We start from the raw sequence: 26460 nt of genomic DNA on the forward strand, positions 1-26460 counted from the left end.
TCCCTGGTCTAGCGCTCGAACATGGGGCTCACCCCCGCCGTGGCGGCAGGGGTCAAACAGTCGTTTGACGATGAGAAACAGTGTCGGTTCAAACGGGGAACAAGACAAGTCCCGTTTGCCATATGGGAATCAGAACTTGAAATAGACGAAGAGACGACCGAAATTGCGGCTATCCTTGTCAATTCGGTGATAACGCTGCTTGATCTCCGGGCGCTCCAGGAACTTGAGGACGCGTTTCTTCAGCTGACCGCTGCCCTTGCCGGGAATGATTTCCACCGTCTTGATGCGCTTGCGCTCGGCCTCATCGATGATGTCATTGAGGGCGGCCTCAATACGATCACCCTTGTTAAAAATGTCATGTAGGTCGAGTTTCAGCTTCGCCATGGTTCTGACTTAACGCTTGAACTTGCCGTCATCCTGCACCGGCCTGAGTGGCTTCAGCCAACTGGCGGACAGGCTGGCACGACCATCCTCGACAGCCGCCTCCAGATCATTGCGCACCGTGCGCAGAAACTCAATGGGATCCTTTTCGCTGCCCGGCCGGACCACGGCCCAGCCGTTGCGACCGTGATTCTTGCAGGCATAGAGAGCATAGTCAGCCAGATCGACGATGGCTTCCCAACTGAGACTTGCCGAGTCGCTCTCCGAACGCAGGGGAAACTCGGCATAGCCAATGGAAACGCTCACCTGACTGCTCTTGTCCTCATCGATTCGATAGGGCTGTTCAACCAGATTGCGCTGCAGGCGATCAATAATCCTTTCGGTGTGGGTTCGGGCCATTTCACGGAACACCACCAGGAATTCCTCGCCACCCCAGCGAACCACGTAATCCCCGGTCCGGACTAGAGCAGACAATCGCTCACCCAACTGTTTCAGGACCAGGTCTCCGGCACGGTGGCCATGCTCGTCATTAACCTGTTTGAAGTGATCCACATCCACCAAGGCAAAGACAAGGACGAGGTCGCCTTCCGGCAAGCGGTCACGGAGACGCTCGAAATGGGCAAGGTCGCGGGTCATCTGGCCATAGAGGTAACGGCGATTGCGCAAGCCGGTCAGCGGGTCGGTCTGGCTGGCGTCCCGCAGGGCACGATTGGCCTCCACCAGGCGATTATTGGTGACTCGCAATTCCTCGGTCCGCTGTTCCACCTCCCGCTGGAGCTGCAGTTGCTGGCGGCGCAGGCGGCGAACCCGCCAGCGATAGCCGGCCAGGAACAGCAGCAACAGCGCCACCAGGGGCAAGGCCTGGAACCAGAGGGTCTCATGAAAGCGGGGGGGAACATGGAAATCCAGTGTGGCGTAATCCTCGGCCCATACACCGGCATTATTCGCGGCTCGGACCTGGAATTGGTAGTCGCCGGGCGGCAGGTTGGTATAGGCCGCGCTGCGCTGGAGGCTGCTTTCCAGGGCCCGCCAATCATCATCGTATCCCTGCAGGCGGTAATTGATCCGAACACTGCGTGGGTCCTGAAAACTGAGGGCAGTGAATTCGAAATTCAGATCCCGCCGACCTATGGGCAAGGACAGTGTTTCATCCGCGGTATGCACATGCCACTGGTCGCCGTAGCGTACCCGTTCGAGGCGGATTGGCGGGGGGACCGGGTTGCGGTGAATGGCCTCGGGGCGTATTCGTACCGCGCCGCCGCGTGTGGGGAGCCAAAGCCCGTCTTCGCGCAACATGCCCTTGGCGTGACCCGCCCCATTGCAGCAGTAGGCTTGCTGGCTGCCGATGTGGTGGCCGCTTTCGCTCAAGATCATTTCCGCGCCGATGCGCTCCGGACCTCGCCCTTGGGCGGCGGCAATGATTTCGTCCACCGGTGCACGGTAAAGGCCGTGAAAACCGGCCACCCAAAGATGGCCTTGATCGTCATGACTAAGAAAATAGGCCGCATTGGTGGGCAAGCCGTCGGCGGTATTCAGATGGTGCCACTCACCGTCTCGACCGACATACAAGCCACTATCGATGGAGGCGAATACCACCGTGTCGCGATCCAGTCGAAGGATGGCGGAATAATCGGTTTGCGGATCAAGGCCATGGCGGTGATCCAGTCGGACCAGGTTATCGGGGAAGCCGGCATAGACGCCCTGTTGGGTGGCGACCAGCAGGGTGCCGTTTTCCTCGACCTTAAGCTGACGGACCATGGTACTGCCGATGCGCTCGGAGATACGCCGGAGTTGCTCATCATCCCCCCACAGCCAGAGTCCGCCGGATGTGGCGATGAAATAGCGGCCATGTCGCCCGGCCGGGACAATACCGTTGATCTGGTGGGCGTCCAGTGGCGCAAGGGCATCGGGGCGATGGGTTTGCCGGGTTTCAGGGTCCATTAACACCAAGCCACGGCGGGTGCCGATCCACAGGCCCTCTTCGGCCATGGTCAGGGTGTAGGCATGGGGGTGGGGCAGATCCTGGCCCGGCAGGATCAACTGGTATTGGCCGTTACGAAGGAGACTGAGGCCATCATTGGTGCCTACCCAGACGTCGCCATCACCGGCGTCGGCAATGCTCCAGATCAGGGGTTCGTGCAGACCCTGGGGTTCATTGAAACGTTCTGCCCAGCCCGGCCAGTAGCGAGCCAGTCCGTCACGAAAGCTGCCTAGCCATAAACTGCCTTCGTGGTCCTGGTAAATACTCTGGATTTGACGATGGGCGTTGGGGTGATCCGGGTCAATCCGCTCATATAAATTTCCGGCCCGCAGACGTAGCAGGGCCCGGTTGGTGCCGACCCAGAGATTGTCATGGGAATCCTCGCGAATGGCGTCCACCGGCTCGCCCGGATCCCAGCCTTCGGGGGCAAAATGGACAGTCCCGTCCTGGTCGTGGCGGAGCAGTCCCGCACTGGTACCGAGCCAGAGACCACCGGCATGGTGGGCAAAGCCAGTCACTCGGGCGGCACTCATCCCTTCCGGCAAATCATGACGGTTACCGAAACCTTCCTCGTCAAGCACGCGCCAGGTTCCCAGCCCGCCAATATAGACGCGGTCATCAAGACGAGTCAGGGCGGAAATGGGTTGTCGACTAGCCGGGCCCGCCAATTCCAGCCCGTCACCGTCAACCACGAAAAGACCTTCGTCGGCGCCCACAAGAATACGGCCATCGGGTGCTTCGCTAATGGCCTGGATGGTGATTTCCCGCGGTCGACCGTCAGCTGCCAGGGGACCGGTGATCGGAGCAAAGGATCTATCCTGATACAGCGTAAGTCCCTTGTAAGTGCCGATCCACAGCCGGCCACGACTGTCCAGATGCAAGTCATTGATGAAACTGCCATGCAGCGCCGGCTCCTGATCGGGCGTCCAGGTGCGAAAGCGGACGCCATCGAAGCGGGCCAATCCCTGCTGGGTCCCGACCCAGATATAACCTTCGGGACCTTGGCTAATGGCGCTGACGGTAATCTGGGGCAGGCCGGCTTCCAGGGACCAGCTGTCACGCACGAAGTCCTGGAATCGCTTCTCGGCACGGGGGTCCGGCTCTGACCCAAGGGCCAGACAGGGCAGCAAGAGTAGCGTCAGGCTGATGGCGATGGCTCTCAAGCGGACCTCCCGGGATAAAAAAACGCCCGCTTCCGATCAAGGAATCGCGGGCGTCCCTGCCTGGCAACAATCTCTTATTGCGGGGCTGCTCGAGCCCGGCTCCATGACCCAAGCATAGCCTTTATGGCGCCACTGTCGAAGCAGTAATGCCGAGAGACCGGCCTAGAATCCATCAAAGCCCCGCCGCCATTGGGTTGAGATGTCGAACCAGAGCTCGAATTCCTCATTGGAATCAGGGTCCCGGGCCGTCACGCGATCATGCGTACCGATCTCGTCGGCCTCCAATTCACTGTCGATCAGGTTCAAGCCATAGAGGGCGACAAAGCTTTGAATCTCGCGGCTGCTGATGACCTGAAAGGCCGCACGGCGGCTTTCACCACTGCCACTGTCGCGGATGGCCGCAAACAGTGCCCGCAGAATGTAGTCGTGGCGTTGATGCCGACGCTGGTCACCGCGGGCTGCATAGACCTGACGAGCAACGTAATGGGCATCGAGGGAAACGTAATTCTCCTGGAGAATGCGACTGGCCAATGCAAGGGCACGCTGATGGCGGCCATCGTCGAGGGCCTCGAACATGGCCTGGGAGAACTGCTGCTCGGCGCCGGCATAGGGCTGGTAATAGGGGGTGCGAACATAGACATCACGGAGTTCCGCGTAATCCACATCCCGAGCGCTGTGCTGTGCCAGCTCCACCAGCTCGACATAGCGCGCTTCCGCCATGGGGTCGGGGTGCCAGCTATCATCCATCGTCGCCGGCTCGGCCTCTTCATCGGGCGCCGGCTCCACCGTGGCGCAAGCAACGAGAGCGAGACCAGTGAGCAGGAGCAGAAGCATTTTCAGCATGCGGGCCATACATTGGGATCTCATTCAGTAGCGAAAAGGGACGGTGAGCTTGAGGGACAAGGATTGGCGGGCCAAACCACCACGCACGGCGGCAAAGGACTGTGGCTGCCAGTCCTCGCCGTCGAAAAAGCGACCCTCGCCAGAATCGCTTGCGTAACCATCCAGGGCGTCATGCTGCCAGAGCAGCCCCACGGTGTTACCACTTTCGAAGCGCCAGTCCACGCCAAGGCCGAGCCGTAATAGATAACCACTACGATCACCACCTTCAGCCTGCCAACGCTGGTCTGCTCGAAGACGTTGCAGGTCGCGTACAGCCACGCGGGCAACGCCGACGCCAGCATTCATATTAAAACCAAGACCGCCGGCGATGCGAGGAAATTCCCTCTGCAGCTGGAGAAGTGCGTAGTCACTGCCAAGGCGTCCCTGCAACCTGCCGCCGACGGCGTCGGGCATTTCGCCGTCGAGATTGGCCGGGCCGTGCCGACCCAGGCGAACGCCCAGGTGCCAACTGCCCTGACCGGGAGTGGCAATCAGTGGTACATCCACGCCAATGGCCCAGCTGCCACCCCGATCACCATTGAAACTCAGGGGCCGATGGCAACGCAGGAGGGGTTCACCATCGGTCAGATCCGGGCAGTCGCCATCCTCGGGGAGTACCGCATGGAAATCAGCGGTTCCCAACTCAAGCACCCAGCGTGCCTGGCGAGGCTCCTCTGCATGAAGGGCGTCATTTGCCAGCAGGCCGAGCAGAATCGTCAGGCTGCCCAACAGGAACAGTCGCGGTCCAGGAAGGGGCCGATCGGAGGCCCCGGGCTGGCTGGTGGGTGTTTGGCGTTTCACGTCGTTCTCTACTCCATTAGTGCCGCAGTGTAAACGACCGATGCACTGCCCAGGAATGCTCGGGCGGCAAGCGTGGCGATTGTGGTCTATCTTATCTCTCATGGGCCGCACGGGCTCAGAAACGCTCAACAATGATTTGGTCAGCTCTTTAGGGAGGCTGCATGCAGGAATATCTCACCTTTCGAAAAATGATAACCCCTGCCTTTATCCAGATTATCTTCTGGATTGGCGTAATCGGCATTGTCCTTGGTGGCCTGTTTGCCACCAGCCAAAGCGTATTGGGAGGACTGGTGGCGATTGTCGTGGGTCTGCTGGTCTGGCGGATCTACTGTGAACTGATGCTTATTCTGTTCAAGATTCACGAGCGACTGACGGAAATCTCGGATAAGACCGGGGTCTAGGGTATTTCCCTGGAGAAGCCGGAATTCGCCCCTGGGCCGTTATTCCGGTTCAGGGGCTTTTTGCTGGGACGCAGCAAAGGACTCCACGCCCTGAATCCTCGGGCGTGTCCCGCTATCATAGGCTGCCAATTTTTGTCGCCAGGTTGCCTTGATCATGTCTGTTTCCCTCCCCCCCAGTTTGCCGGGTCTGCTGCCGCTGTTCGCAATCGCCTTGCTGGCTTCGCTGTTAACCGCCATCCTTGGCACCAGCCTGCCCTGGTTGCCGCTCAGCCCGATCCTGCTTGGCATCCTGGCCGGGATGGCGCTCGCCCCCGTGGCCCAACAGCGACCAACGTGGAGCAGTGGCATTGCCTTGGCAGCCGGTCCGCTATTGAAGCTGGCGGTGGTGTTGATTGGACTAAGGCTGAGTCTGGCGGAACTTGCAACCACGGGGATGGCAGCGCTGCCCGTGGTGCTAGGGGCCATCATCGTGGGTCTCGGCGTGAGCGCCCTTCTCGGACGAATCCTGGGCGTCAGCGGCCGGCTGACGGCCTTGCTTGGCGTGGGCACCGCGATCTGTGGTGCGTCCGCCATTGGGGCAACGGCACCGGCCTTGCGAGCGCGTGCCGATGAGATTGCCTATGCGATCGCTTGCGTAGCGATGTTCGGGCTCGCGGCAACATTGGTCTATCCACCCTTGTTCCAGTGGTTGCTGGGCGATAGCCTCCGGGTCGGTCTGGCCCTGGGCGGTGCCATCCACGACACCGCCCAGGTAATGGGTGCGGCGGCCTTCCACGAGAATATCTTCCAGACGGAGGGGACCGTGGAGGCGGCAACCGTCAGCAAGCTGCTCCGCAATCTGTCCATGGTGGCGGTGATTCCCCTGGTAGTGATGCTGGCGAGCAAACCGGGAGACGGCCCGGGCCGCCTGCCGAAACCGCCGCTTTTCATCGGGCTGTTCCTGCTCATGGTCATGGTCCGCTCGGCCGGCGACCTGTGGCTTGAGGGCGCCTGGCTGGAAAACTGGCAGGCACTGCTGTCACTTGCCGCTCATCTCAGCGCTTTTCTCTTCATCATGGCAATGGCGGCACTGGGGCTCGGTGTGCGGGTCTCGGTGTTGCGCAGTCAAGGCGGGCGGCCAGCGTTGGTCGCGATTGGCGCAGCGATCCTGGTGGGAATGACGGTACTCCTGCTGAGCTACCTGTTGGTCTGAGGAAGATGCCGACCAAAAAGGGATCCTCAATCGGGCGAAGATTGGGCTTGTGAGCCCAAGGGAACTCTGTAAAAATCGATGCCGAGCGAATCCATTGATCTTGTCTGACAGAGCGGTGGATAACGTCCGAGGCTAGGCAGACTCAAACGAAGCGGATTCGCTCCTTCGTGGGGACATCGGCTCACTCGATGACTTGCCTGGTGCGGCTTCCTGGCTGCCATCATGGCGAGGACGAGCGCCTGATTGTCCGGAAATGGAACTTCAAGGAGGGGGAAAGCATGTCTCGTTTGCTTACGACCATGTCCGTGTTGCTGTGTGCGCTGCTGTCCTGGCAGTGCAGTACAACGCCAACACCGATGATCTCGGAATCCCAGCGAGCATTGCCTCTGATCGAGGAGCCGGATGCCTTGTTCCAAGGTGTTGACCGGGGGGTGGTGCAGTATTCCAGCAATCACGGTGGCCTCGACGCGCCGAGCTATGTCGTCTTTGAAGCGGTCGTGGATGAGAACGGTCGTCTTCAAGCCTTTGAGGTTGTTGATTCGGATAATGCGGGCCGTTATATCCAGAGTGCTCGCGAGGTCTTCCGGCACTCCCGGTTCCAGTGGCGGGATGATGTGGAGCCGCGGACCGTGCGGATTCGCGACACCATTGGACTGGGTGCCTACCACGTCCTGCTACATGGTGGTCTGGATCCGCTGCAGGAATCTGATCGCGGTCGGGCCGCGAGTGAGGAGGACATTGCAGCACTGGTCCTGAGTCGCCATGTCATGCCCCAGATTCCCATGGCCGCCTATCGTCAGCCGGGCCCTGCGGAAGTGGAGGTCGCTTTCGTGGTGGACGAGGATGGAATGATTCGGCGCGGCTCGGTTCTAAACGCCGATCCCGAAGGGATCTTCGATGAGGCGGTCCAGGCCGCGCTCCGGCAGTGGCGCTTTGAATGGTCAGAGGATGCCGAGCCTCGTCCGGTGTTGCTGCGCCAGCGATTCGAGTTTGACGTCAATCTGGAACGGCAGACGGCCTTTCAGTCTCCGACCTATACCGCGACCCGGATTCGCTGAGTTGAGCCTGCGATGATTGTCCCGGGTCGCCCGTGAGGGACGGGCGGCCCGGGCCCCGCTGACCGCGCGTGGCCCTCGTTTCAAACAAGCGTTCGACTCAATGGCCTTGGCTGTGGCATCATCCGGGCATCATTACCTTTCCCTATCTGCCAGCCGGAGGTTGAGTCATGAGCGACAAGCCCATGCGTCGAGTCGCGATCCTGGGGGCGAACCGTATCCCCTTCTGTCGCGTTGGAACCCATTACGCCAGTGCCAGCAATCAGGAGATGGCCACGGCGGCCGTCCAGGGCCTGGTTGAGCGTTGTAGTCTCAAGGGCGTTCGCCTGGGCGACGTCAGTCTGGGCGCGGTCCTGAAGCACTCCCGGGACTGGAACCTGGCGCGTGAAACGGTTCTGGGCACGGACCTGGATCCGGAAACGCCCGGTTTCGACGTCACGCGGGCCTGCGGGACCAGCCTGGAAGCAGCCAACCTGATTGGGCTTAAGATTGCGGCCGGTCAGATCGAAGCGGGGATTGCCGCCGGTACCGACACCGCCAGCGATGTGCCGGTGACGGTCAGAGACGATTATCGCCGGATTCTGATGGAGATGCGCTTTGCCCGCAGCGGTGGACAGCGCCTGAAAGCGCTGCTCAAGCTGCGGCCCAGGCATCTGAAACCTGCCTTCCCGGGTGTGGGCGAGCCGCGCACCGGCAAGGGCATGGGTGAACATTGCGAGTTGATGGCCCAGGAATGGGGCCTGAGCCAGCGCGAGCAGGATGAGCTGGCGCTGGAAAGCCACCAGAAGGCGGCCAAGGCCTGGGAAGAAGGTTTCTTTGATGACCTGGTCACTCCCTTCCGCAATGCCGACCGGGACAATAACGTCCGCCCGGACAGCTCCTTGGAGAAGATGGCGACTCTGAAGCCGGCCTTCGATCGCAAGTCTGGCAAGGGAACGCTGACCGCGGCCAACTCGACACCCCTGACCGATGGGGCGGCGGCGGTTCTGTTGGCCTCCGAGGACTGGGCCAAGGAACAGGGGATGGAGCCAATGGCCTATCTCAAGGATGTGGAAGTGGCCGCACTGGATTTCGTCAAGGGTGAAGGGCTATTGATGGCGCCCGCCCTGGCCGTGCCCCGGCTGTTGGCGCGCAATGGTCTCAGCCTGCAGGATTTTGACTATTACGAGATCCACGAGGCATTCGCCGCCCAGACGCTTTGTACCCTCAAGGCCTGGGAATCGGCCGAGTTCTGCAAGGACAAGTTGGGTCTGGATCAGCCCCTGGGCGAGATCGACCGTAGCAAGCTCAACGTCAAGGGTGGCAGCGTCGCCCTGGGCCATCCTTTCGCAGCGACCGGGGCACGGGTGCTTGCCAGTGCCGCCAAGTTGCTGAAGGAAAAGGGCAGTGGCCGGGTGCTGCTGTCTGTGTGCACGGCGGGTGGTATGGGCGTGACGGCGATTGTGGAACGCTGATTCCGAGCGCCATCGTTGCAGTTGATAAGCCGGGCCAAGCGCCCGGCTTTTTTGTGCAATCGATTTTGCCGCGCGTCATGCTCACGATGATATTCATGGTGTTCGTAGCCCAAAACAAGTGCGGTTTGGGCCTGTTGTGTCTCCGCAACTTGCGAGGGCGGCCAGTTGTCGCCATCATGTTGCGCTGTCATGAATCGGCCCGTGCCTGTCCCGGGCCCTGTTGAAGTCAATCACGCGGGTGCCTGCGGGGCCCGCTCATCCGACCTGCGGGGGTCATAATGGAAACCTTCAATGCAGTCATGGCCAGCATCGGTGACGTGATGTGGCACGACTATGTGCTCTTCACGCTGCTGGCCACTGGTATTCTCTACACCGTCTGGAGTGGTTTTTCCCAGTATCGGGCACTGACACACGGCCCGGCCGTGCTCTCCGGTCGCTACGATGACCGCGACGAGAAAGGCGCACTCAGCCATTTCCAGGCACTCTCAGCCGTGCTTTCCGCCACAGTGGGTCTCGGCAATATTGCCGGTGTGGCACTGGCGGTCACGCTGGGCGGTCCTGGCGCGATCTTCTGGATGTGGGTCATCGGCATCGTCGGCATGGGCATCAAGCTCACCGAGGTGGTCCTGTCCATGCTCTACCGCAATATGGATGATCCGGACAATCCCCACGGCGGTCCCATGTGGGTGGTTTCCCGCGCAGTGGCCGACTGGAAGCCCAACTGGGCCTGGCTCGGTAAAACCATCGGCGCGCTGTTCTGTATCACCCTGCTGATTTCCACCACCACCGGCGGCAATATGTTCCAGGCCTTCAATGTGGCGGAAATCACCAATGCCCAGTTTGGTGTTCCCACCTGGATTACCGGCCTCATCCTGGCCACCCTGGTGGGCCTGGTGATCATCGGGGGCGTGAAACGGATCGGCGCGGTGGCCGCCAACCTGGTACCCATCATGGTGGTGGTTTACCTGATTTCCGGCTTCATCGTCCTGGGCATGAATTTCGTCGACATCCCCGGCTTGCTGCGGATGATCGTGGTTCACGCCTTCTCGCCCCACGAGGCCGTCAATGCCTTTATCGGGGGCAGTGTCGGCATGGCGGTGCTGATCGGCATGCAGCGGGCCTTCTTCTCTTCGGAGGCGGGTCAGGGCTCGGCGCCGATCGCCTACGCCGCTGCCCGAACCAAGGAACCGGTCCGCGAAGGCCTGGTGGGTGCCATGGGCCCATTCATCGATACCATCGTGGTCTGCACCATCACTGCCCTGGTCATCCTGTCCACGGGGATCTGGAATCGGGATGCTCAAATGCAGTTCGATCCCGAACCGGAGTTCGTGATGGTGGCCGCCGAGGGCGAGGCACCGCGCTGGAGCCTTGAGCCGATCAGGGTCCCCGAGATCCAGGGTGATGTGGAATTGCGGGGCGGCGAGGATGTGTTTGTGGTGGTCGAGGCCGATCACAGCGAGCGTCGCGGCAATAACCGCCACCGCCTGATGGGTGAGGTTGAAGAGCGTGACGGTGAGTTCTGGGTGAGCAGCTGGCGGAGCCTGGAGACCGACAGCCCACCCCAGCACACCGATGGCGGCCTGTATGTGAATTATCCCGGCGCCACGCTCACGGCCATGGCTTTTGACAGTGCAATTCCAGGGTACGGGTTCTGGATGGTGCTGTTGGCGGTCTGGCTGTTTGCCCTGTCGACCATGATTACCTGGAGCTATTACGGGGAGCAGGGCGTGGTCTTCCTGTTTGGCGAGCGTGCGGTAATGGCCTATCGCCTGATCTTCTGCGCCCTGATCGTGGTCGCCACCCTGGGCCTCATTCGCACCGATGAGGAACTCAATAACTTCACGGCCTTTGGTACCGGGGCGATGCTGTGGGTGAACGTGCCCATCATCCTCATCCTCGGCTGGAAGGCAATGAAGGCCTACAAGGAGTACATCGCTCGCCTGAAATCGGGCGAGATCAAGTATTCCGACAATCCGCCCAAGTTCCGGGAGATCATTCTCGGCAAGCGGGTTGACGACTGATCCAGCGTTTTGAGGTAATCAGAGGGAAAGGCCGCTCCGCCGGGGCGGCCTTTTTTTTGCGCTGATGGGCCGGGCCGACGATCAGTGACGCGGGTGGAAAGGGGGGTCATTTTGACGCCGGCAGCACGCTGTCTTCGGTGGGCTTTCGGGGAAGGCTTGGGCCAAGCCAGGAAGACGCCCAACTTCGTATATTATTTTGTTTCACAGCGACTGCTCCAGGCATATAAAAAAAGCCGCCCCGGGGGGCGGCTTTGTCGCGACACAGGCGCCGGCGTCAGATATCCAGATTGGCCACATCCAGGGCGTGTTTCTCGATGAAATCGCGGCGCGGCTCGACATGGTCACCCATGAGCGTGGTGAAGATCTCATCGGCGGCCACCGCATCCTCGATCTGAACCTGGAGCATGCGACGATTGTTTTCGTCCATGGTGGTCTCCCAGAGCTGATCCGGGTTCATTTCCCCGAGACCCTTGTAGCGCTGGATCTGCTGACCGCGCTTGGACTCCTCCAGCAACCACTCGATGGCCTCGGAAAAGTCGCTGATCTCCCTGCGGCGTTCACCCCGGGCGACAAAGGCACCGGGCTCCAGCAGCCCCTGCATGCGTTCGCCCAGGTTGGCGATTGCCTGATAGTCGGCGGACTCGAAGAACTCAGGCTGGATGGTCTTCTCAGAAGTGATGCCGTGGTGAGTCCGCAGAACCCGAATAGCGCTGACCTCACCGCTATCGGCTTCATGGGCCAGTTCAATGCGGTAGCGGCTGCCCTCCTCACCCTGCTGAATAGCGGCCTCCAGCTGGCCCCGCCAGGTTTCCATCCAGGCAGCATCGCGGAATCTGTCGGGCGTGATGCTCGGCAGATAGACCAGTCGGCGGAGGACATTTTCATCGTAACGCCGGGCCCGTCGGTGGATCAGGGTGTGGACATCCATGTAGGCGCTGGCCAGTTCAGCGAGGGCTTCCTCACTGATCGCCGGCGCATCAGCGCTGACATGGAGCTCGGCCTTTTCCAGAGCCGTCCGCAGCAGATAGGCATCCAGCTCGGCGTCGTCCTTGAGATAGACCTCCTGCTTGCCACGCTTGATCTTGTAGAGCGGGGGTTGGGCGATGTAGACGTGACCGCGTTCAATCAATTCCGGCATCTGGCGGTAGAAGAAGGTCAGCAGCAGGGTACGAATATGGCTGCCGTCCACATCGGCATCGGTCATGATGATGATGCGGTGGTAGCGCAGCTTGTCCGGGTCAAACTCTTCCTTGCCGATGCCACAGCCCAAAGCGGTAATCAGTGTGCCGACCTCGACCGAGGACAGCATCTTGTCAAAACGGGCCTTTTCCACATTCAGGATCTTGCCCTTGAGAGGCAGAATGGCCTGGGTGCGGCGGTCGCGGCCCTGCTTGGCGGAACCGCCGGCCGAATCACCCTCAACAATGAAGATCTCCGAGCGGGAGGGGTCTCGCTCCTGACAATCCGCCAGCTTGCCCGGCAGGCCGGCCACATCCAGGGCCCCCTTGCGCCGGGTCATTTCTCGCGCCTTGCGCGCGGCCTCACGGGCCCGCGCCGCGTCAATGACCTTGCCGCATATGGCCTTGGCCTGTTGCGGGTACTCGAGCAGGAAATCATGAAGATGCTCGGCCATCAGGCTCTCGACCACCCCTTTGACATCGGAGGACACCAATTTGTCCTTGGTCTGGGAGGAGAACTTGGGATCAGGCAGTTTGACCGACAGCACGGCAGTCAGGCCTTCTCGGGCATCATCACCGGTGGTGCCCACCTTTTCCCGCTTGGCCAGGCCTTCCGAATCGATATAGCCGTTCAGTGTCCGGGTCAGGGCAGCGCGAAAACCGGCCAGATGGGTGCCACCATCCCGCTGAGGAATGGTATTGGTGAAGCAGAACACATTTTCCTGGAAGGAATCATTCCACTGCATGGCCAGCTCCACCGTGATGTCGTCACGCTCGGCGGTAAAATAGAAAACCTGGTCATGAAGGGGAGTCTTGTTCCGATTCAGGTGCTCGACAAAGGCCCTGATCCCGCCCTGGTACTCGAAGACATCTTCTTTTTCGCTGCGCTCGTCGCGCAAGACGATGCGCACCCCGCTGTTGAGGAAACTGAGTTCCCTTAGCCGTTTGGCGAGCAGGTCGTGGTGGAATTCGATATCGGTGAAGATCTCGGCGCTGGGTTTGAAGCGGATTTCGGTACCCGTGCGCTCGGTGGGACCGGCATCCGTCAGTTCAGCCAGGGGCTCCCCTTCCCGGTAGCTTTGCTCCCAGACCCGGCCGTCGCGATAAATGCGCAGGGAGAGGCTTTCCGATAGTGCGTTCACCACCGAAACGCCGACCCCATGCAACCCGCCGGAAACCTTGTAGGAGTTGTCGTCAAATTTACCGCCGGCATGCAGGACGGTCATGATTACCTCAGCGGCCGGCCGGCCTTCCGCTTCGTGCCAGTCCACGGGAATGCCGCGACCATCATCGCGGACGGTCACCGATTCATCGGCGTGGATCTCGACCACGATCTCGCTGCAGTGACCGGCAAGTGCCTCGTCGATGGAGTTGTCCACCACCTCGAACACCATGTGGTGCAGGCCGGTGCCATCGTCGGTGTCGCCGATGTACATCCCCGGCCGTTTGCGAACGGCTTCGAGGCCCTTGAGGACCTTGATATTACTGGAATCGTAAGTCTGAGCGTCTGCCATGAAAGTGACCTGGTGCATCAGCGGAATTCAAGGGTCCCAGTATACCAGTGTGGGGCCTTCGCGGCAGCTTCTGATGGGGGTTTCCAGGTGGACAAGGCAAGTAGCCGGCGGGGGCTTCTGTGATGGGGTGAAAAAAACAAAGGAATGGTTCCACGTGGAACCATCGATATAGCCACTACTGTCTGAGCCGGCCCTGTTCCACGTGGAACAACTGACTCTCGGCGGGAGCAAATGCCTGAAGACGGGAGCCCTCGATGCCGGTCACAAAGATCTGCCCGGTCAGCGAACCCAGGAGTTCGCCCAGGCGGCTCGCGTGGTCACGATCAAGCTCCGACGGCAGGTCATCCAAAAGAACAACCACCCCCCGATCCCTCACCGTCTCGAACAGCGCGGCTCCCGACAACAGCAACGCCGCCGCCAACATCTTCTGCTGCCCCCGAGAGACCCGCTCCCGCGCCGGTCGCCCCTCAACCGACACCACCAGCTCAGCCCGATGCGGCCCCGACAGCGTATGCCCCATCCGGCGATCCGCCTCTCGATTCCGCATCAGGGCCTCTGCCAGCGACAAGCCCTTGCGCCAACCCGGCTGATAATCCAGGCCGACCTCGGCAACATTCAGACCCGCACTCGCCATCACGGAGAACTGACCCGCGAGATTTCCGACCTGCTCCCGCCGATAGCGATCCAATGCCTCGCCGCTCTCCGCGACGGCCTGATCCCAGCTCGAAAGACTTCGGTCATCGACGCCCGTGCGCAATGCCCCATTGCGTTGCGCCACCGCCTGACGATACCGCCGCCAGATCGGAAGGAACGCCGGTTCCACGTGGAACAATCCCCAATCGAGAAACCGTCGACGATTCTCCGGTCCCCCTTCGATCATCACCTGGGCCCCGGTATCGACCGCCAGCACCGGAAACAAGCTGGCAATCTCCGCCATCCGACGAAGATCCTCTCCATCCAGGCGCCACCGCCCTTGCCCACGCCCTCTTCTCACCCCGAGACGATGGGCACGCTGCCCCTGGATGTCACCCACAAGATCAAAACAATCCGCGCCGCTTCGGACCATACGGTCCACCTGGGCCGTTCGGAAAGAGCGGCCGCGGCCCAGAAAAAAAATCGCCTCGAGCAAGCTCGTCTTGCCCGAGGCGTTCTCACCACTAATCAGATTCCAGCTATGTCCCGGGGACCAGTCCAAGGCCTCGAAACAGCGAAAATCCCTAAGCCGCAGCCGCTTCAGTGACATCGGGTCACGACACTCCGACCGTCACAGTCGCATCGGCATGACCACATACTTGCAATCCTCACGGCCCGGATCCCGAATCAAGCAGCTGTTGTTGGAATCAATCAAGTCCATCCGGACCGTCTCGCAGTCCAGGGCCGATAGGGCATCCAACAGGTAATTGACGTTGAAGCCGATCTCCATGCCTTCCCCGTCAAAACCCACTTCGACTTCTTCTTCCGCTTCTTCCTGTTCCGGATTGTGAGCCTGAATCTTCAGCGCGTTGGGGACCAATTCCAGTCTCACCCCGCGATACTTTTCATTCGACAGGATCGACGCCCGCTGAAGCGATTCCCGCAGCCGAAGTCGGTCTGCCTCAACCACTTTCTCCCCGGTCCGCGGAATAACCCGCTCGTAGTCGGGAAAGCGACCATCGATAAGCTTGGACGTAAACTGCAGCCCTTCCACCCGGACTTGCAGATGGTTGGCGCCCAGTGCCACTTCCACGGGCGTGTCCTCATCGGACAGCAGTTTCTGCAATTCCAGTACCCCTTTCCGCGGCACGATCACCTGATGGGTGCCGACATCCGACAGGGTGACTTCGCGTTCGCACAGGGCGAGGCGGTGGCCATCGGTCGCCACTGCCCGCAGCCGATTGTCACTGACTTCAAGCAGGAGCCCATTGAGGTAATACCGCACATCCTGCTGTGCCATGGAGAACTGGGTGTTCTCCACCAACTCCCGCAACATGGCCTGAGGGATTTCGAAGCGGCGCTGGACCTGGATATCTTCCACCACCGGGAACTCCGCCGCCGGCAACGTCGACAGGGTAAAGCGGCTTTTCCCGGAGCGCAGTGTCATCCGCTCACCCTTGAGCTCCGCCACAATCTCTGCCCCTTCCGGAAGCGCCTTGCAGATATCGAGCAGCTTGCGACCCGGCACGGTAACCTCGCCGCCGCTCTCCACACGCCCCTCACCGGACGCGACCATCTCCACTTCAAGGTCAGTACCGGTGAAGGTCAAGCGGTCTCCTTCCGCGGCGATCTGAATATTGGCCAACACCGGCATCGTCTGCCGTCTTTCCACGACCCCGCTGACGGCCTGGACTGGCTTGAGCAATTGATCGCGATTCAGTTCGAATTTCATGGCTCCACCCTGTTTTGTCCACCGTGATGATAATTAATTATTTAAGTGAATAAATAAACCTGTTGTTGTTACTAGCGAACCACAACTCTGTGGACTGAATTATTTTTCCTTTTTATTTCAATCTCTTGCCGTCCATATCCACGCAATTCCACCGTTGTATAGAGTCGGCACAGAGCGGGGACAGGCTGTGGATAAAATGGGATGAATCTCGGAACCCCGTTTTATCCACAGCCTACCCACACTAACTCGTCAATGTTCTCAACAGGTTTTGATAGTCGTCGTTGATCCGCGCATCACTCTCCCGCAGCTCCTTTACCTTGCGGCAGGCATGCAGGACCGTGGTGTGATCACGGCCGCCGAATTCTTCACCAATTTCCGGAAGGCTATGGTTGGTCAGCTCCTTCGACAGCGCCATGGCAACCTGGCGCGGCCGGGTGATGGACCGACTCCGCCGTTTCCCCAGCAAATCCTTGATGCCCATCTTGTAATAATTGGCCACCGTTTTCTGGATATTGTCGATGGTCACCAGTTTTTCGTGCAGCGCCAGCAAATCCCGCAGGGCCTCTTTCGTGAAATCCAGGGTAATGGGCTGGCCGGTGAAACGACTGTTGGCAATCACCCGCCGCAAGGCGCCTTCCAGCTCTCGAACATTCGAGCGGATTCGCTGGGCAATGAAGAAGGCAACCTCATCCGGCAGATCGACGCCGTCCTGGGCCGCCTTTCGAAACAGGATCGCCACGCTGGTTTCCAGCTCCGGCGGCTCGATCGCCACCGTAAGCCCCCAGCCAAAGCGGCTCTTGAGCCGTTCTTCCAGGCCGTTGACTTCCTTGGGATAGCGGTCACAGGTGAGAATCACTTGCTGCTGGCCTTCCAGCAAGGCATTGAAAGTATGAAAAAACTCTTCCTGGGATCGTTCCTTGCCGGCAAAAAACTGGATATCGTCGATCATCAGGGCGTCAAGGCCACGATAGAGCCGCTTAAAGTCGTTGATCGTGTTGTGCTGGAGTGCCTTGACCATGTCGCCGACGAAGCGCTCCGAATGGACATAGGCAATCCGGGCGCGCGGATTCTGCTCCAGCAGACGATTGCCCACCGCATGCATCAGATGGGTCTTGCCCAACCCCACCCCGCCATAGATGAACAGCGGGTTATAGGCCTGGCCGGGGTTCTCCGCCACCTGACGGGCGGCGGCGCGAGCGAGCTGATTCGACTTGCCCTCGACAAAATTTTCAAAGGTGTGATCCGCCACCAGCCTGCTGCCGATCACTACTTCCGCTGCCTTCGGTCGCTGATCCGAGCTCTCTTCCGCTTTCTGCCGTCGCGGCCGAACGCCGGCGCTTCCGACTTCAAGGTTCACCTGTGGGGCCTGGCTGTCCCCGCTCAGCTCACCGACCGCATCCTCGATCAGGGTCAGGAACTGGTCACGAACCCAGTCCCGGACAAAGCGATTGGGCGCCAGCAGGCGCAGTCTGTGCCGCGATTCAACCACCTGCAGCGGTCTGATCCAGGTGTTCAGTTCCTGTTCGCTGAGGTCTCGACCCAGGCGGTCCAGACAGCGTTGCCAAAGCGAGTCGCTCACCGAATACTCCAATGCGAATGTCGGGGGAATGCAGGGCTCGGCCAGCACGGCCGGAAATCCCGCAGTCTATACTTCTCGCAGCCTGTTATCCACAGCCTCTCAGGGTTGACCGGAAACGCTGAAATGGGTATATTTCGCGGCTTACCTTTTGCGTCCCTGGAGCCACCGCTTACCGGGGCCCGGCAACACACGGATCAAGCGTCATGAAGAGAACCTTCCAGCCCAGCAACCTGCGCCGCAAGCGCACTCACGGTTTTCGTGCCCGCATGGCCACCAAGGGCGGGCGGAAAGTGCTCAAGGCCCGGCGTGCCAAGGGCCGTGCCCGACTGACCCCGTAAGCCCGCTTTGGCGCACGTGCAGGCCGCGGCGGCGTACCCGCCTGATGCGCGTCTGACCAGGGCAGAGGATTTTCGGCGGGTCTTCCGCCAGGGAAAGCGGTCGAAAGACCGCTTTTTCACGATATTGGCTTGCGCCAATGGTTTGCCGCAAGCCCGCCTGGGAATGGCCATCTCCCGCCGGAATGCCGGCTCGGCTGTTGAGCGAAACCGGCTCAAGCGCTTGGCCCGAGAAAGCTTTCGGCACCGGCAGTCAACATTGGCCGGATTTGATCTGGTGGTGATGAGCCGGCCGGAGGCCAGCCGGGCCGATAACCGAACGCTCTTTGAGAGCCTGGATCGTCACTGGCAGCGGCTGATGAAGCGATGCGATTCTTCCTCCTCTTCCTCGTAAAGGCCTATCGGCTGTTGATCAGCCCCTTGTTCGGCCAATGCTGCCGTTTTCACCCCAGTTGTTCCGAGTATGCAATGGAGGCGCTCCAGACCCACGGCGCCCTCCGTGGTGCCTGGCTGAGCCTGCGCCGTGTTCTGCGCTGCCACCCTTTTAATGAAGGTGGTTTCGACCCCGTTCCTGGAAGTTGTAAACATCATCATCATGGATAATCAGCGTTTCTTCCTCATCCTCGCCCTGGTGGCCCTCTCCTTCTGGACCTGGATGGAGTGGAACCAGTATTTCGCCGAACCGCACGCCGACGCCCCGGAAGCGGCCGAGGAACTCACCCTGGATGAGTCCCTGGACGACGATGCCGTACCCCGGCCCGACGATGAACCCGACGCTCCGCGTCCGGATGATGATCCAGCCGACGCGCCGACCCTGGAGACCGTCCCCGAGCGCCCCGGCGGTGAAGAGATCACCCTCGAAACCCCGCGCCTCCGTGCTGCCATCCAGACCATTGGTGGTGAGCTCAGCCGATTGGACCTGCTGGATTATCGTGAGGACCTGGATCGCGACGACCCGATCCGCCTGCTGGACAATCGTCCTGACCGCCTGTTCGTGGTGCAACCGGGTCTGATCGCTGCCGGCGACTCCACCAGCATTCCCCGTCGAATCGAGTTCACCCACGAGGAAACCTGGGCCATCAACAGCGACCGTGAGCGGGTCGATGAAACCGAAAGCGACGGTCGTGCCGTTCGCCTGGTCTGGGAGGGCGAAGACGGCCTGCATCTGACCCGCACCTTCTACTTTCTTCCCAACAGCTATCAGGTCAAGCTGGAGCAGCGTCTCGAGAACCGTGGCGAGAACGACTGGCGGGGTGGCAGTTATCTGCAGATCGAACGGACCGATCCCGATATTTCCCGCTCCATGTTCAATCCCTCGACCTTCTCCCACAATGGGCCGGCCTATCACGACAGCGAGCGCTATGAGCGCCTGAGCTTCTCCGATCTCGCCGATCAGGACCTGCGTCTGGATGTGCAAGGTGGTTGGGCGGCGATGGTGGAACATTATTTCGTCGCCGCCATGATTCCCTCCAGTCCCGATCAGGGCGTCCGCTATTACACTCGTCATCGAGGTCAGGATCGCTATCTCATTGGCATGGCGGACCAGCGTGCCCGCAATCTCCAGGCCGGGGACGCGGTCGTTTTCGAACAGACCCTTTATCTCGGCCCCAAAATCCAGAGTGAGCTGCGCCCCGCTGCCCCGAACCTTGAACGGGTCGTTGACTACGGCATCATGTGGATCATCTCCCAGCCGCTGTTCATTGCCCTTAACTGGATTCACAAGGTGGTGGGCAACTGGGGTTGGGCCATCATCCTGCTCACCTTCCTGATCAAGCTGGCATTCTACAAGCTGTCCGAGACCAGCGGTCGCTCCATCGCCCGGATGCGCAAGCTGCAACCGAGACTGCAGACCATTCGCGAACGCTATGCGGATGACAAGCAAAAGATGAACCAGGCCATGATGGAGCTCTACAAGCGGGAGAAAGTCAATCCCGCTGCCGGTTGTCTACCCATCCTGATTCAGATTCCGGTCTTCATCGCCCTGTACTGGGTGCTGCTGGAATCCGCCGAGCTGCGTCACGCGCCCTGGATGTTGTGGATCCAGGATCTGTCATCACCGGATCCCTATTTCATCCTGCCGGTGATCATGGGTGCGTCCATGTTCTTCCAGCAGAAACTGAATCCGCCGCCGCCGGATCCGATGATGCAGAAGATGCTGATGTTCATGCCGCTCATGCTGATCGGTATCGGTATCTTCATGCCGGCCGGCCTGGTCCTCTACTGGGCCGTGAACACCATCCTCTCGGTGGCCCAGCAGTGGAAGATCAACCGGGTCATCGAAAGCGGCCAGGAAAACTAGCTTCTGTCCGATCAGCCAGGCTGACAGAACGGGCCCCGTTCCTTCCGGGACGGGGCCCGTTCTGTTTGCGGATTGAATTCTTGATCTGAAAGCTGGGTTCCGGGGGTGGCTTGCCTTCGAATCGGCCCAAGCCATCGCGGATAAATCCGCTCCCACGGTGCCTTCGGCCTAGCCAACCGGCACCGTAGGAGCATATTCATTGGCGATAAACGCCAAGGGCTGGCAAAAGGATTCAGGCATGAACCAACCCATCCATTGGCACGGCCCAGGTGACCAGCACCCAAGGTAGGTCCCTGTCCTGGGGGCCTGACTCAGGGCTGTGAGCGACAGGATGTCGCGTGCAGAGTCCCCAGGGACGGGTCCACGACGTCCCTGAGCCAGGCCCCCAGGACAGGGACCGGAGCGCACCCGTCACCGGACTCAATGGGCACACACCCCGCCGAAGCTATCCCAGCAGTAACCCTTGAACTTAGGAACATCCGCGCTTCCCTAAAACGATGACGCCTGACGTCTTCAAACCTGTCGCTAACCGTCAGCCAGATACCGTCTGGCCCACGCCGTGATCATATCGGCTGCCCAGTCTGCATCCTCTCTCCCGGTCAACAGATGATCCGCCCCATCCAGGGAGACAAAGCTTTTGGGATGCTTGGCTGCCTGGAAAATCGCCGCCGCATTGTTCACCGAAACAATATTGTCCATTGGCGCGTGCATCACCAGCAACGGTCGCCTGAGATCGGCGATCCGCTCCCGCCATGGCCGGTTTTCCATGTCGTCGATAAAGCGCTTGCGAATCGTGAAGGGTCGGCCGCCAATCCTGACCTCCGCCTCGCCCGCCGACTCGATCTTCTCCCGCTGATCACCCAGCAAGTGAAGGACATGGGCCGGGTCCGCCGGCGCACCCAAGGTCACCACCGCCTTGACCTCATCCAGATCCCCCGCCGCATGCAGCACGGCCGCACCCCCAAGGGAATGGCCCACCAACAAGGAAACCGGCCGACCCGACTCCGCCATGGCGCGGCTGGCCGCCTTCAGATCCGCAATGTCACCACCAATCCCTTCGGCGCCAAATTCACCCTCGCTCTCCCCCAGGCCGGCAAAATCAAAGCGCAAGACGCCAATGCCCCGCGCCGCCAGCGCTCGGCTAATGGCAACCGCCCCGAGTGAACTGCTCCCGCAGGTGAAACAATGCGCGAATACCGCCCAGGCATGCGTCGGCCCCGACCCTTGCTCAAGGACACCATCCCGCCGTTGCCCCTGATCGCCTTCGAAGGAAAATGTTTCCTGCCCCATCTGTCGCCGCCTCGTTGTTAAATTCGTAAACGCCTACTTCCTAATCCATTAGTCGATGCCAACGGGTACCGCCCGTTACAGTCCGGCATCGCCGACTCTTACGGTACACTGGGCCCATGCAGAGCAGCCAGGACCTCATTGCCGCCATTGCCACCCCCCCTGGACGGGGCGGGGTCGGCATCGTTCGGCTCTCCGGCCCATCCCTGGCCGAATTTGCCGCCCGACTCTGCGGCTTCAGGCCTCGGCCAAGACACGCCCATCTCGCCGATTTTCTGGACGCTCAAGGAAATAGCATTGATCAGGGATTGATCCTTTATTTCCCCGCCCCGGCCTCCTATACCGGCGAAGATGTCCTCGAGCTTCAGGGCCACGGCGGGCCGGTCATCCTGGACATGCTGCTACAACGCGTGATTGCACTGGGCGCCCGCCCGGCGCGGCCCGGTGAGTTTTCCGAGCGGGCCTTTCTCAATGACAAGCTCGACCTGGCCCAGGCCGAGGCAGTGGCCGATCTGATCGACGCCGGCTCCGCCGAGGCCGCCCGTGCCGCCACCCGATCGCTCAGCGGCGAGTTCTCCCGCGCCGTTCACGCCCTGGTGGAACAGCTAATCGAATTGAGGATCTTTGTCGAAGCCGCCATCGATTTTCCCGACGAGGAGATCGACTTCCTTTCCGACGAGCGGGTGGAAAGGCAGTTGAGTGAGATCACGGAAGCCTTCGATCAGCTCATGCAACGGGCCGAGCAGGGTCGGGTGATGCGTGAAGGTCTGCGCCTGGTCCTCGCCGGTCGTCCCAATGCCGGCAAGTCCAGCCTGCTCAATCGCCTTGCCGGACATGATGCCGCCATCGTGACCGATATCCCCGGCACCACCCGGGATGTCCTGCGGGAATACGTGCACCTGGATGGCCTGCCCCTCCACCTGATCGATACCGCGGGGTTGCGCGAGGGTGGTGATGCGGTTGAACAGGAGGGCATTCGTCGGGCCCGCGAGGCCATGGAAACGGCTGATTGCGTCCTGCTGGTGGTCGATGACCAGTCCCCTGAGGACATCGCCGAACTGCGTCGTGACCTGCCGCCCCAGCTACCGGTGATCATCGCCCACAACAAGATCGACCTCAGCGGCGGCACGGCGGGTTATCGGGACGATCAAGGACGCCGTATCGGGCTTTCCGCTCTTACCGGTGAAGGTATTCAGGCACTCAGTGAGCGCCTCAAAGCCGTGGCCGGCTATCGCCCGGCGGGCGAGGATGTATTCATGGCGCGCCGCCGCCATCTCGATGCCATCGAGCGGGCCCGGGCCCATGTGGATGCGGGCCAGGCGGAATTGATTGAGAGCCGCGCCGGCGAGCTATTGGCAGAGGAACTGCGACTGGCCCAGCAGACACTGGGCGAGATCAGCGGCGAATTCAGCAGCGACGATCTACTCGGGCGGATATTCTCCAGCTTCTGCATCGGCAAGTAGAGCAATCAGTCGCTCTCACTCGGCCGCCACCACCTGGTTCCGTCCCCCTTCCTTGGCTTCATAAAGAGCCTTGTCGGCCCGCTTGAGCAGGCTTTCACAGTCATCCCCCGGCCGCCACTCCGTCAGGCCAATGGAGACCGTCATGGCTACCGCACCCGCCTCGGTCTCGAACGGCAATTCGGCAATCCCCCGCCGGATCCTCTCCGCCGCCAGCATCCCGCCGTCAAGCCCGGTACCTGGCAAGACCACCAGAAATTCTTCGCCCCCAAACCGTCCCAGCGGTTGATCCTGCTGACCTCGGATAATGTCATCGGCCCGCAGCTCCCGTTCCACCCGTTCCACAAATTGCTTGAGCAGTTCATCGCCGAGCAGATGCCCATGGTCATCGTTGTGAGCTTTGAAATGATCCAGATCGAGCATGGCGATAGTGAGAACTTCGCCCTCTGTCTCCGCCCGGGCCACCGCCTCCTCCAATGAGCCGGTAATTGCACGTCGATTTCGGGTGCCGGTGAGGTGATCCCGATTGGCCAATTCCTCGATCCGGCCCATGGCCTGACGAAGATTGCTTCGCAGGCGGGCGACATACCCCCCCATGAAGGACATCCAGAGCAAAATCAGGCTCAGAAAGACCCACTGTGCCAGCTCAATCTGACGGGTTTCCGCATCGAGATCCGCCCATTCAGCGCGGATCAGGCTGGCGTAGGCCAGTGATGCGAATAGGGCGAGTCCAAGAAACTGCTGGGTATTGAGGCGAAAGACACCGAAGAAAAAGCCGGTGACGAAAACCAGCAACATGCCGCCGCGTGCTTCAGGCGCCGCCTGGGAGAGTAGCACCATCCCCCAGAAGATGCCGCAGGCAATCTGACCCAGGGTCATGCCCGGATCCCGAAAGCGCAGGTTCCAATTCCATCGGACCGCTGCAAGGAAAGCGGCATTGGTGAGCAGCATGAGCAGGAAGTAGATACCCAAGCCCGCAGGACCGATATGGAGCAGATCAATCCAATACAGGTAGATGCCGACCGCGATCCACATCAGGTAGGCAACCAGGCCCAGCAACACCCGCTGCGCCCTTAACGCCTGTTTGCGATCCCGATGCAATTGCAGCATGGCGAGCCCCGTCATCCCTTAGCGACAGTGTAGGCCGGGAATCCCCATCCCACCAGCAGGAGATTTCCCCCGGATCAGCCCAGCACCGATTCCCGGCGATAGAACAGCCAGGCTACCCAGGCCACCACGCCAGTCAGTGCCAGGGTCACCCCGGTGTTGAGCACCAGACCCAGAACCGGCAGGGTTTCCGCCCCCAACAGCTCAAGCATGGCCACATGCTGACCCAGAACCGGAATCGCCAGATTGAGGATGGTGGGTTCGAAAGGTCGGACAAAATGCACGATCATGGGCGCCAGGGGCACGATCATCACCACCGACAGCCAGGTCTGGGCTTCCTTGTAGCTCTTGGTGAAGGAGGCCACCAGACACATTACTGCAGCCCCCAGAAAGGCAAAGGGCGAGACCGTCAGAAACAGCATCACCGCCGTGGCCAGATCCAGGGAGAGGGCCATATCCACCGTCTCCATGGGCACAAAGCGTAATGCCACCGAGAAGGCCGCAATGACGATCGCCAGTGCCAGCAGTGAAAAGGTGGCGGTTGCGAGCAGCTTGCCCGCCAGGATCTCCCCCCGCCGGGCCGCCGTGCTGAGAAGCGGTTCCAGGGAACCCCGTTCCCGCTCCCCGGCGGTGGTGTCGATGGCCAGGTAAAAGCCGCCCATGAGCACGGTCAGCAGGATGAAATAGGGCAGCATGGCGGCAATCATCAGGCCTCGGGTCTCGGGGGTGGACACGTCCACTTCCTGTAACTGCAGCGGCCTGATGACGCGGCCATCGATACCCCGCGCCAGCAGGCGCAGCTCGGTCAATTGCCGGTCCCAGGCATTGATGGTGTTGCGCACCCGCTGGATCTGGCCACTCAGGCGCTGGCGGGAGCGATCCGCATAAAAGGCCAACGGTGCCGGCCGGCCATCGCGCAGCGCCTGACCATAGTCTTCGTCGATGACCAGGACGAAATCCACCTCCCGTTCCCGCACCGCCTTTTGCGGCTCGCCATCGAAGTCTTCGATCTGCAGGCGATTCTCTGCCAGAAAGGCCATCAACTCCGGTGCATGCTCGGCCCCCATGACCGGAAGATCCAGTGGCCGTTCCGCCTCTTCCATGCCCATGGTGATGGCCGTGCCCATGAACACCGCGAACAGGATGGGCCCGAACAATGGGCCGAACAGCAGTACCGAGAGCAGTGTTCGCCGGTCCCGCAGATTGTCCTGACATTCCTTGAGATAAACGATCCAGGTGCGCATCAGCTCTGTTCCCCCGCGTCCGCCGTTTGCGGTGCCTCGGCCTTGGCGATGGCCCGGACAAAGACCTCTTCGAGATCCTCGCTGCCCATGGCCTGGCGCAGCTGGTCCGGTTCCCCCCGGGCAACCACCTGCCCGTGGGCAATGATCACGATCTGGTCACACAAGGCGGCCACTTCCTGCATCACATGGCTGGAGAACAGAATGCAGAAGCCATCCTGGCGCAGGTCGCGGATCAGATCCCGCAGTGCCCGGGTCGCCATCACGTCCAGGCCGCTGGTGGGTTCATCCAGGATGAGGTTGCGGGGATTGTGGACAATCGACCGCGCCAGGGCGGTTTTCAGTTTCTGTCCCTGGCTATAGCCTTTCGCCGGGCGGTCCACGAAGGCTTTCATGTCCAGGCGCTCGGCGAGATGCTCGATCCGGGCATCCAGCGATTCCCGGTCGATCCCGTTCAGGCGGCCGAAATAGCGGATGTTCTCCCGACCGCTGAGGCGGGGGTAGAGCCCCGCATTGTGAGGCATCACGCCCATCGCCAGACGCGCCTGCTGGGGGGCGTCCACCACATTGATGCCATCGACCCGAATCTGGCCAGCATCGGGCCGGATCGCCGTCGAAATCATCCGCAGACTGGTGGATTTACCGGCCCCGTTGGGGCCCAGCAGACCGGTGATCCGACCGTCCTCGGCACGCAGCGATACGTCTCTCACTGCCTCGACGTCGCCAAAGCGTTTTTGCAGGCCATTCGCCTCGATCATGATCGA

At 60.9% G+C, this 26460-nt stretch carries 22 protein-coding genes; 10 read left to right on the plus strand and 12 right to left on the minus strand.

Annotated elements, in window-relative coordinates:
* Positions 1–129 precede the first annotated feature (129 nt).
* From VCB98_RS04125 to VCB98_RS04140, 4 genes are all read right to left on the minus strand, one after another.
* Positions 130–384, minus strand: coding sequence for a Smr/MutS family protein (locus tag VCB98_RS04125; protein WP_346050629.1), 255 nt, complete (start codon positions 382–384; stop codon positions 130–132).
* A 9-nt stretch (positions 385–393) separates the two neighbouring features.
* Positions 394–3525 (minus strand): ligand-binding sensor domain-containing diguanylate cyclase, encoded by a 3132-nt coding sequence (locus VCB98_RS04130; protein WP_346050630.1) that lies wholly within the window; start codon positions 3523–3525, stop codon positions 394–396.
* A 162-nt stretch (positions 3526–3687) separates the two neighbouring features.
* Positions 3688–4377 carry a DUF4919 domain-containing protein gene (locus VCB98_RS04135; RefSeq protein ID WP_346050631.1) on the minus strand — a complete coding sequence of 230 codons (690 nt, stop codon included), beginning with the start codon at positions 4375–4377 and terminating at the stop codon, positions 3688–3690.
* Between the two features lie 15 nt (positions 4378–4392).
* Positions 4393–5208, minus strand: a complete 816-nt coding sequence (locus VCB98_RS04140) for a hypothetical protein (protein WP_346050632.1) — start codon at positions 5206–5208, stop codon at positions 4393–4395.
* 161 nt (positions 5209–5369) lie between these two features.
* Between VCB98_RS04140 and VCB98_RS04145 the strand changes: the two genes are divergently transcribed.
* The 5 genes from VCB98_RS04145 (at position 5370) to VCB98_RS04165 (ending at position 11331) form a co-directional block, all read left to right on the plus strand.
* Entirely contained in the window at positions 5370–5609 is a 240-nt protein-coding gene (locus VCB98_RS04145; protein WP_346050633.1) for a DUF4282 domain-containing protein, read from the plus strand.
* Between the two features lie 154 nt (positions 5610–5763).
* The gene (locus VCB98_RS04150) at positions 5764–6801 is read left to right on the plus strand and encodes a YeiH family protein (protein ID WP_346050634.1); all 1038 of its coding nucleotides are present in this window, start codon (positions 5764–5766) and stop codon (positions 6799–6801) included.
* Positions 6802–7079: 278 nt separating this feature from the next.
* Positions 7080–7859, plus strand: a complete 780-nt coding sequence (locus VCB98_RS04155; protein ID WP_346050635.1) for an energy transducer TonB — start codon at positions 7080–7082, stop codon at positions 7857–7859.
* 167 nt (positions 7860–8026) lie between these two features.
* Complete coding sequence (locus VCB98_RS04160) at positions 8027–9310, plus strand: acetyl-CoA C-acetyltransferase (RefSeq protein WP_346050636.1); 1284 nt, start codon at positions 8027–8029, stop codon at positions 9308–9310.
* Between the two features lie 278 nt (positions 9311–9588).
* Entirely contained in the window at positions 9589–11331 is a 1743-nt protein-coding gene (locus VCB98_RS04165) for an alanine/glycine:cation symporter family protein (RefSeq protein WP_346050637.1), read from the plus strand.
* Positions 11332–11605: 274 nt separating this feature from the next.
* Here the strand turns inward: VCB98_RS04165 and gyrB are convergent, their stop codons facing one another.
* From gyrB to dnaA, 4 genes are all read right to left on the minus strand, one after another.
* Entirely contained in the window at positions 11606–14041 is a 2436-nt protein-coding gene (gyrB, locus tag VCB98_RS04170; RefSeq protein ID WP_346050638.1) for a DNA topoisomerase (ATP-hydrolyzing) subunit B, read from the minus strand.
* 157 nt (positions 14042–14198) lie between these two features.
* The gene (recF, locus tag VCB98_RS04175) at positions 14199–15266 is read right to left on the minus strand and encodes a DNA replication/repair protein RecF (protein ID WP_346050639.1); all 1068 of its coding nucleotides are present in this window, start codon (positions 15264–15266) and stop codon (positions 14199–14201) included.
* A gap of 21 nt (positions 15267–15287) precedes the next feature.
* A complete protein-coding gene (dnaN, locus tag VCB98_RS04180; RefSeq protein WP_346050640.1) occupies positions 15288–16388 on the minus strand; it encodes a DNA polymerase III subunit beta in 1101 nt (366 codons plus the stop codon).
* A gap of 241 nt (positions 16389–16629) precedes the next feature.
* Positions 16630–17967 carry a chromosomal replication initiator protein DnaA gene (gene dnaA / locus VCB98_RS04185; RefSeq protein WP_346050641.1) on the minus strand — a complete coding sequence of 446 codons (1338 nt, stop codon included), beginning with the start codon at positions 17965–17967 and terminating at the stop codon, positions 16630–16632.
* 203 nt (positions 17968–18170) lie between these two features.
* Here dnaA and rpmH point away from each other — a divergent pair, with 203 nt between their 5' ends.
* From rpmH to yidC, 4 genes are read left to right on the plus strand one after another with little or no spacing between them, the layout of a single operon-like run.
* The gene (gene rpmH, locus VCB98_RS04190; protein ID WP_253449863.1) at positions 18171–18305 is read left to right on the plus strand and encodes a 50S ribosomal protein L34; all 135 of its coding nucleotides are present in this window, start codon (positions 18171–18173) and stop codon (positions 18303–18305) included.
* A gap of 16 nt (positions 18306–18321) precedes the next feature.
* On the plus strand, positions 18322–18696 hold the full coding sequence (rnpA, locus tag VCB98_RS04195) for a ribonuclease P protein component (protein ID WP_346050676.1): 375 nt from the start codon (positions 18322–18324) through the stop codon (positions 18694–18696).
* Complete coding sequence (gene yidD / locus VCB98_RS04200; RefSeq protein WP_346050642.1) at positions 18669–18905, plus strand: membrane protein insertion efficiency factor YidD; 237 nt, start codon at positions 18669–18671, stop codon at positions 18903–18905. Before rnpA ends, yidD begins: the two co-directional genes overlap by 28 nt.
* Complete coding sequence (gene yidC / locus VCB98_RS04205; RefSeq protein WP_346050643.1) at positions 18898–20601, plus strand: membrane protein insertase YidC; 1704 nt, start codon at positions 18898–18900, stop codon at positions 20599–20601. The genes yidD and yidC overlap by 8 nt, the downstream gene beginning before the upstream one ends.
* 525 nt (positions 20602–21126) lie before the next feature.
* Here yidC and VCB98_RS04210 read toward each other — a convergent pair.
* Positions 21127–21891 (minus strand): alpha/beta hydrolase family protein, encoded by a 765-nt coding sequence (locus VCB98_RS04210; RefSeq protein WP_346050644.1) that lies wholly within the window; start codon positions 21889–21891, stop codon positions 21127–21129.
* Between the two features lie 116 nt (positions 21892–22007).
* Between VCB98_RS04210 and mnmE the strand changes: the two genes are divergently transcribed.
* Complete coding sequence (gene mnmE, locus VCB98_RS04215; RefSeq protein ID WP_346050645.1) at positions 22008–23351, plus strand: tRNA uridine-5-carboxymethylaminomethyl(34) synthesis GTPase MnmE; 1344 nt, start codon at positions 22008–22010, stop codon at positions 23349–23351.
* Between the two features lie 15 nt (positions 23352–23366).
* Here the strand turns inward: mnmE and VCB98_RS04220 are convergent, their stop codons facing one another.
* The 3 genes from VCB98_RS04220 to VCB98_RS04230 form a co-directional block, all read right to left on the minus strand.
* Positions 23367–24458, minus strand: a complete 1092-nt coding sequence (locus tag VCB98_RS04220) for a GGDEF domain-containing protein (protein ID WP_346050646.1) — start codon at positions 24456–24458, stop codon at positions 23367–23369.
* A gap of 74 nt (positions 24459–24532) precedes the next feature.
* Positions 24533–25699, minus strand: coding sequence for an ABC transporter permease (locus VCB98_RS04225; protein ID WP_346050647.1), 1167 nt, complete (start codon positions 25697–25699; stop codon positions 24533–24535).
* Positions 25699–26454 (minus strand): ABC transporter ATP-binding protein, encoded by a 756-nt coding sequence (locus VCB98_RS04230; protein WP_346050648.1) that lies wholly within the window; start codon positions 26452–26454, stop codon positions 25699–25701. The genes VCB98_RS04225 and VCB98_RS04230 overlap by 1 nt, the downstream gene beginning before the upstream one ends.
* Positions 26455–26460: the final 6 nt, after the last annotated feature.

The organism is Natronospira elongata, assembly GCF_034931365.1.
Lineage (GTDB): Bacteria > Pseudomonadota > Gammaproteobacteria > Natronospirales > Natronospiraceae > Natronospira > Natronospira elongata.

Coding starts and splice junctions, on each gene's coding strand:
- yidC (WP_346050643.1), top strand. CDS start 18,898: ATGGATAATCAGCGTTTCTTCCTCATCCTCGCCCTGGTGGCCCTCTCC.
- VCB98_RS04220 (WP_346050646.1), bottom strand. CDS start 24,458: ATGCTGCAATTGCATCGGGATCGCAAACAGGCGTTAAGGGCGCAGCGG.
- yidD (WP_346050642.1), top strand. CDS start 18,669: ATGCGATTCTTCCTCCTCTTCCTCGTAAAGGCCTATCGGCTGTTGATC.
- VCB98_RS04225 (WP_346050647.1), bottom strand. CDS start 25,699: ATGCGCACCTGGATCGTTTATCTCAAGGAATGTCAGGACAATCTGCGG.
- rpmH (WP_253449863.1), top strand. CDS start 18,171: ATGAAGAGAACCTTCCAGCCCAGCAACCTGCGCCGCAAGCGCACTCAC.
- gyrB (WP_346050638.1), bottom strand. CDS start 14,041: ATGCACCAGGTCACTTTCATGGCAGACGCTCAGACTTACGATTCCAGT.
- VCB98_RS04155 (WP_346050635.1), top strand. CDS start 7,080: ATGTCTCGTTTGCTTACGACCATGTCCGTGTTGCTGTGTGCGCTGCTG.
- VCB98_RS04135 (WP_346050631.1), bottom strand. CDS start 4,377: ATGGCCCGCATGCTGAAAATGCTTCTGCTCCTGCTCACTGGTCTCGCT.
- VCB98_RS04230 (WP_346050648.1), bottom strand. CDS start 26,454: ATGATCGAGGCGAATGGCCTGCAAAAACGCTTTGGCGACGTCGAGGCA.
- VCB98_RS04125 (WP_346050629.1), bottom strand. CDS start 384: ATGGCGAAGCTGAAACTCGACCTACATGACATTTTTAACAAGGGTGAT.
- VCB98_RS04150 (WP_346050634.1), top strand. CDS start 5,764: ATGTCTGTTTCCCTCCCCCCCAGTTTGCCGGGTCTGCTGCCGCTGTTC.
- VCB98_RS04145 (WP_346050633.1), top strand. CDS start 5,370: ATGCAGGAATATCTCACCTTTCGAAAAATGATAACCCCTGCCTTTATC.
- mnmE (WP_346050645.1), top strand. CDS start 22,008: ATGCAGAGCAGCCAGGACCTCATTGCCGCCATTGCCACCCCCCCTGGA.
- dnaN (WP_346050640.1), bottom strand. CDS start 16,388: ATGAAATTCGAACTGAATCGCGATCAATTGCTCAAGCCAGTCCAGGCC.
- VCB98_RS04210 (WP_346050644.1), bottom strand. CDS start 21,891: ATGGGGCAGGAAACATTTTCCTTCGAAGGCGATCAGGGGCAACGGCGG.
- recF (WP_346050639.1), bottom strand. CDS start 15,266: ATGTCACTGAAGCGGCTGCGGCTTAGGGATTTTCGCTGTTTCGAGGCC.
- VCB98_RS04165 (WP_346050637.1), top strand. CDS start 9,589: ATGGAAACCTTCAATGCAGTCATGGCCAGCATCGGTGACGTGATGTGG.
- VCB98_RS04160 (WP_346050636.1), top strand. CDS start 8,027: ATGAGCGACAAGCCCATGCGTCGAGTCGCGATCCTGGGGGCGAACCGT.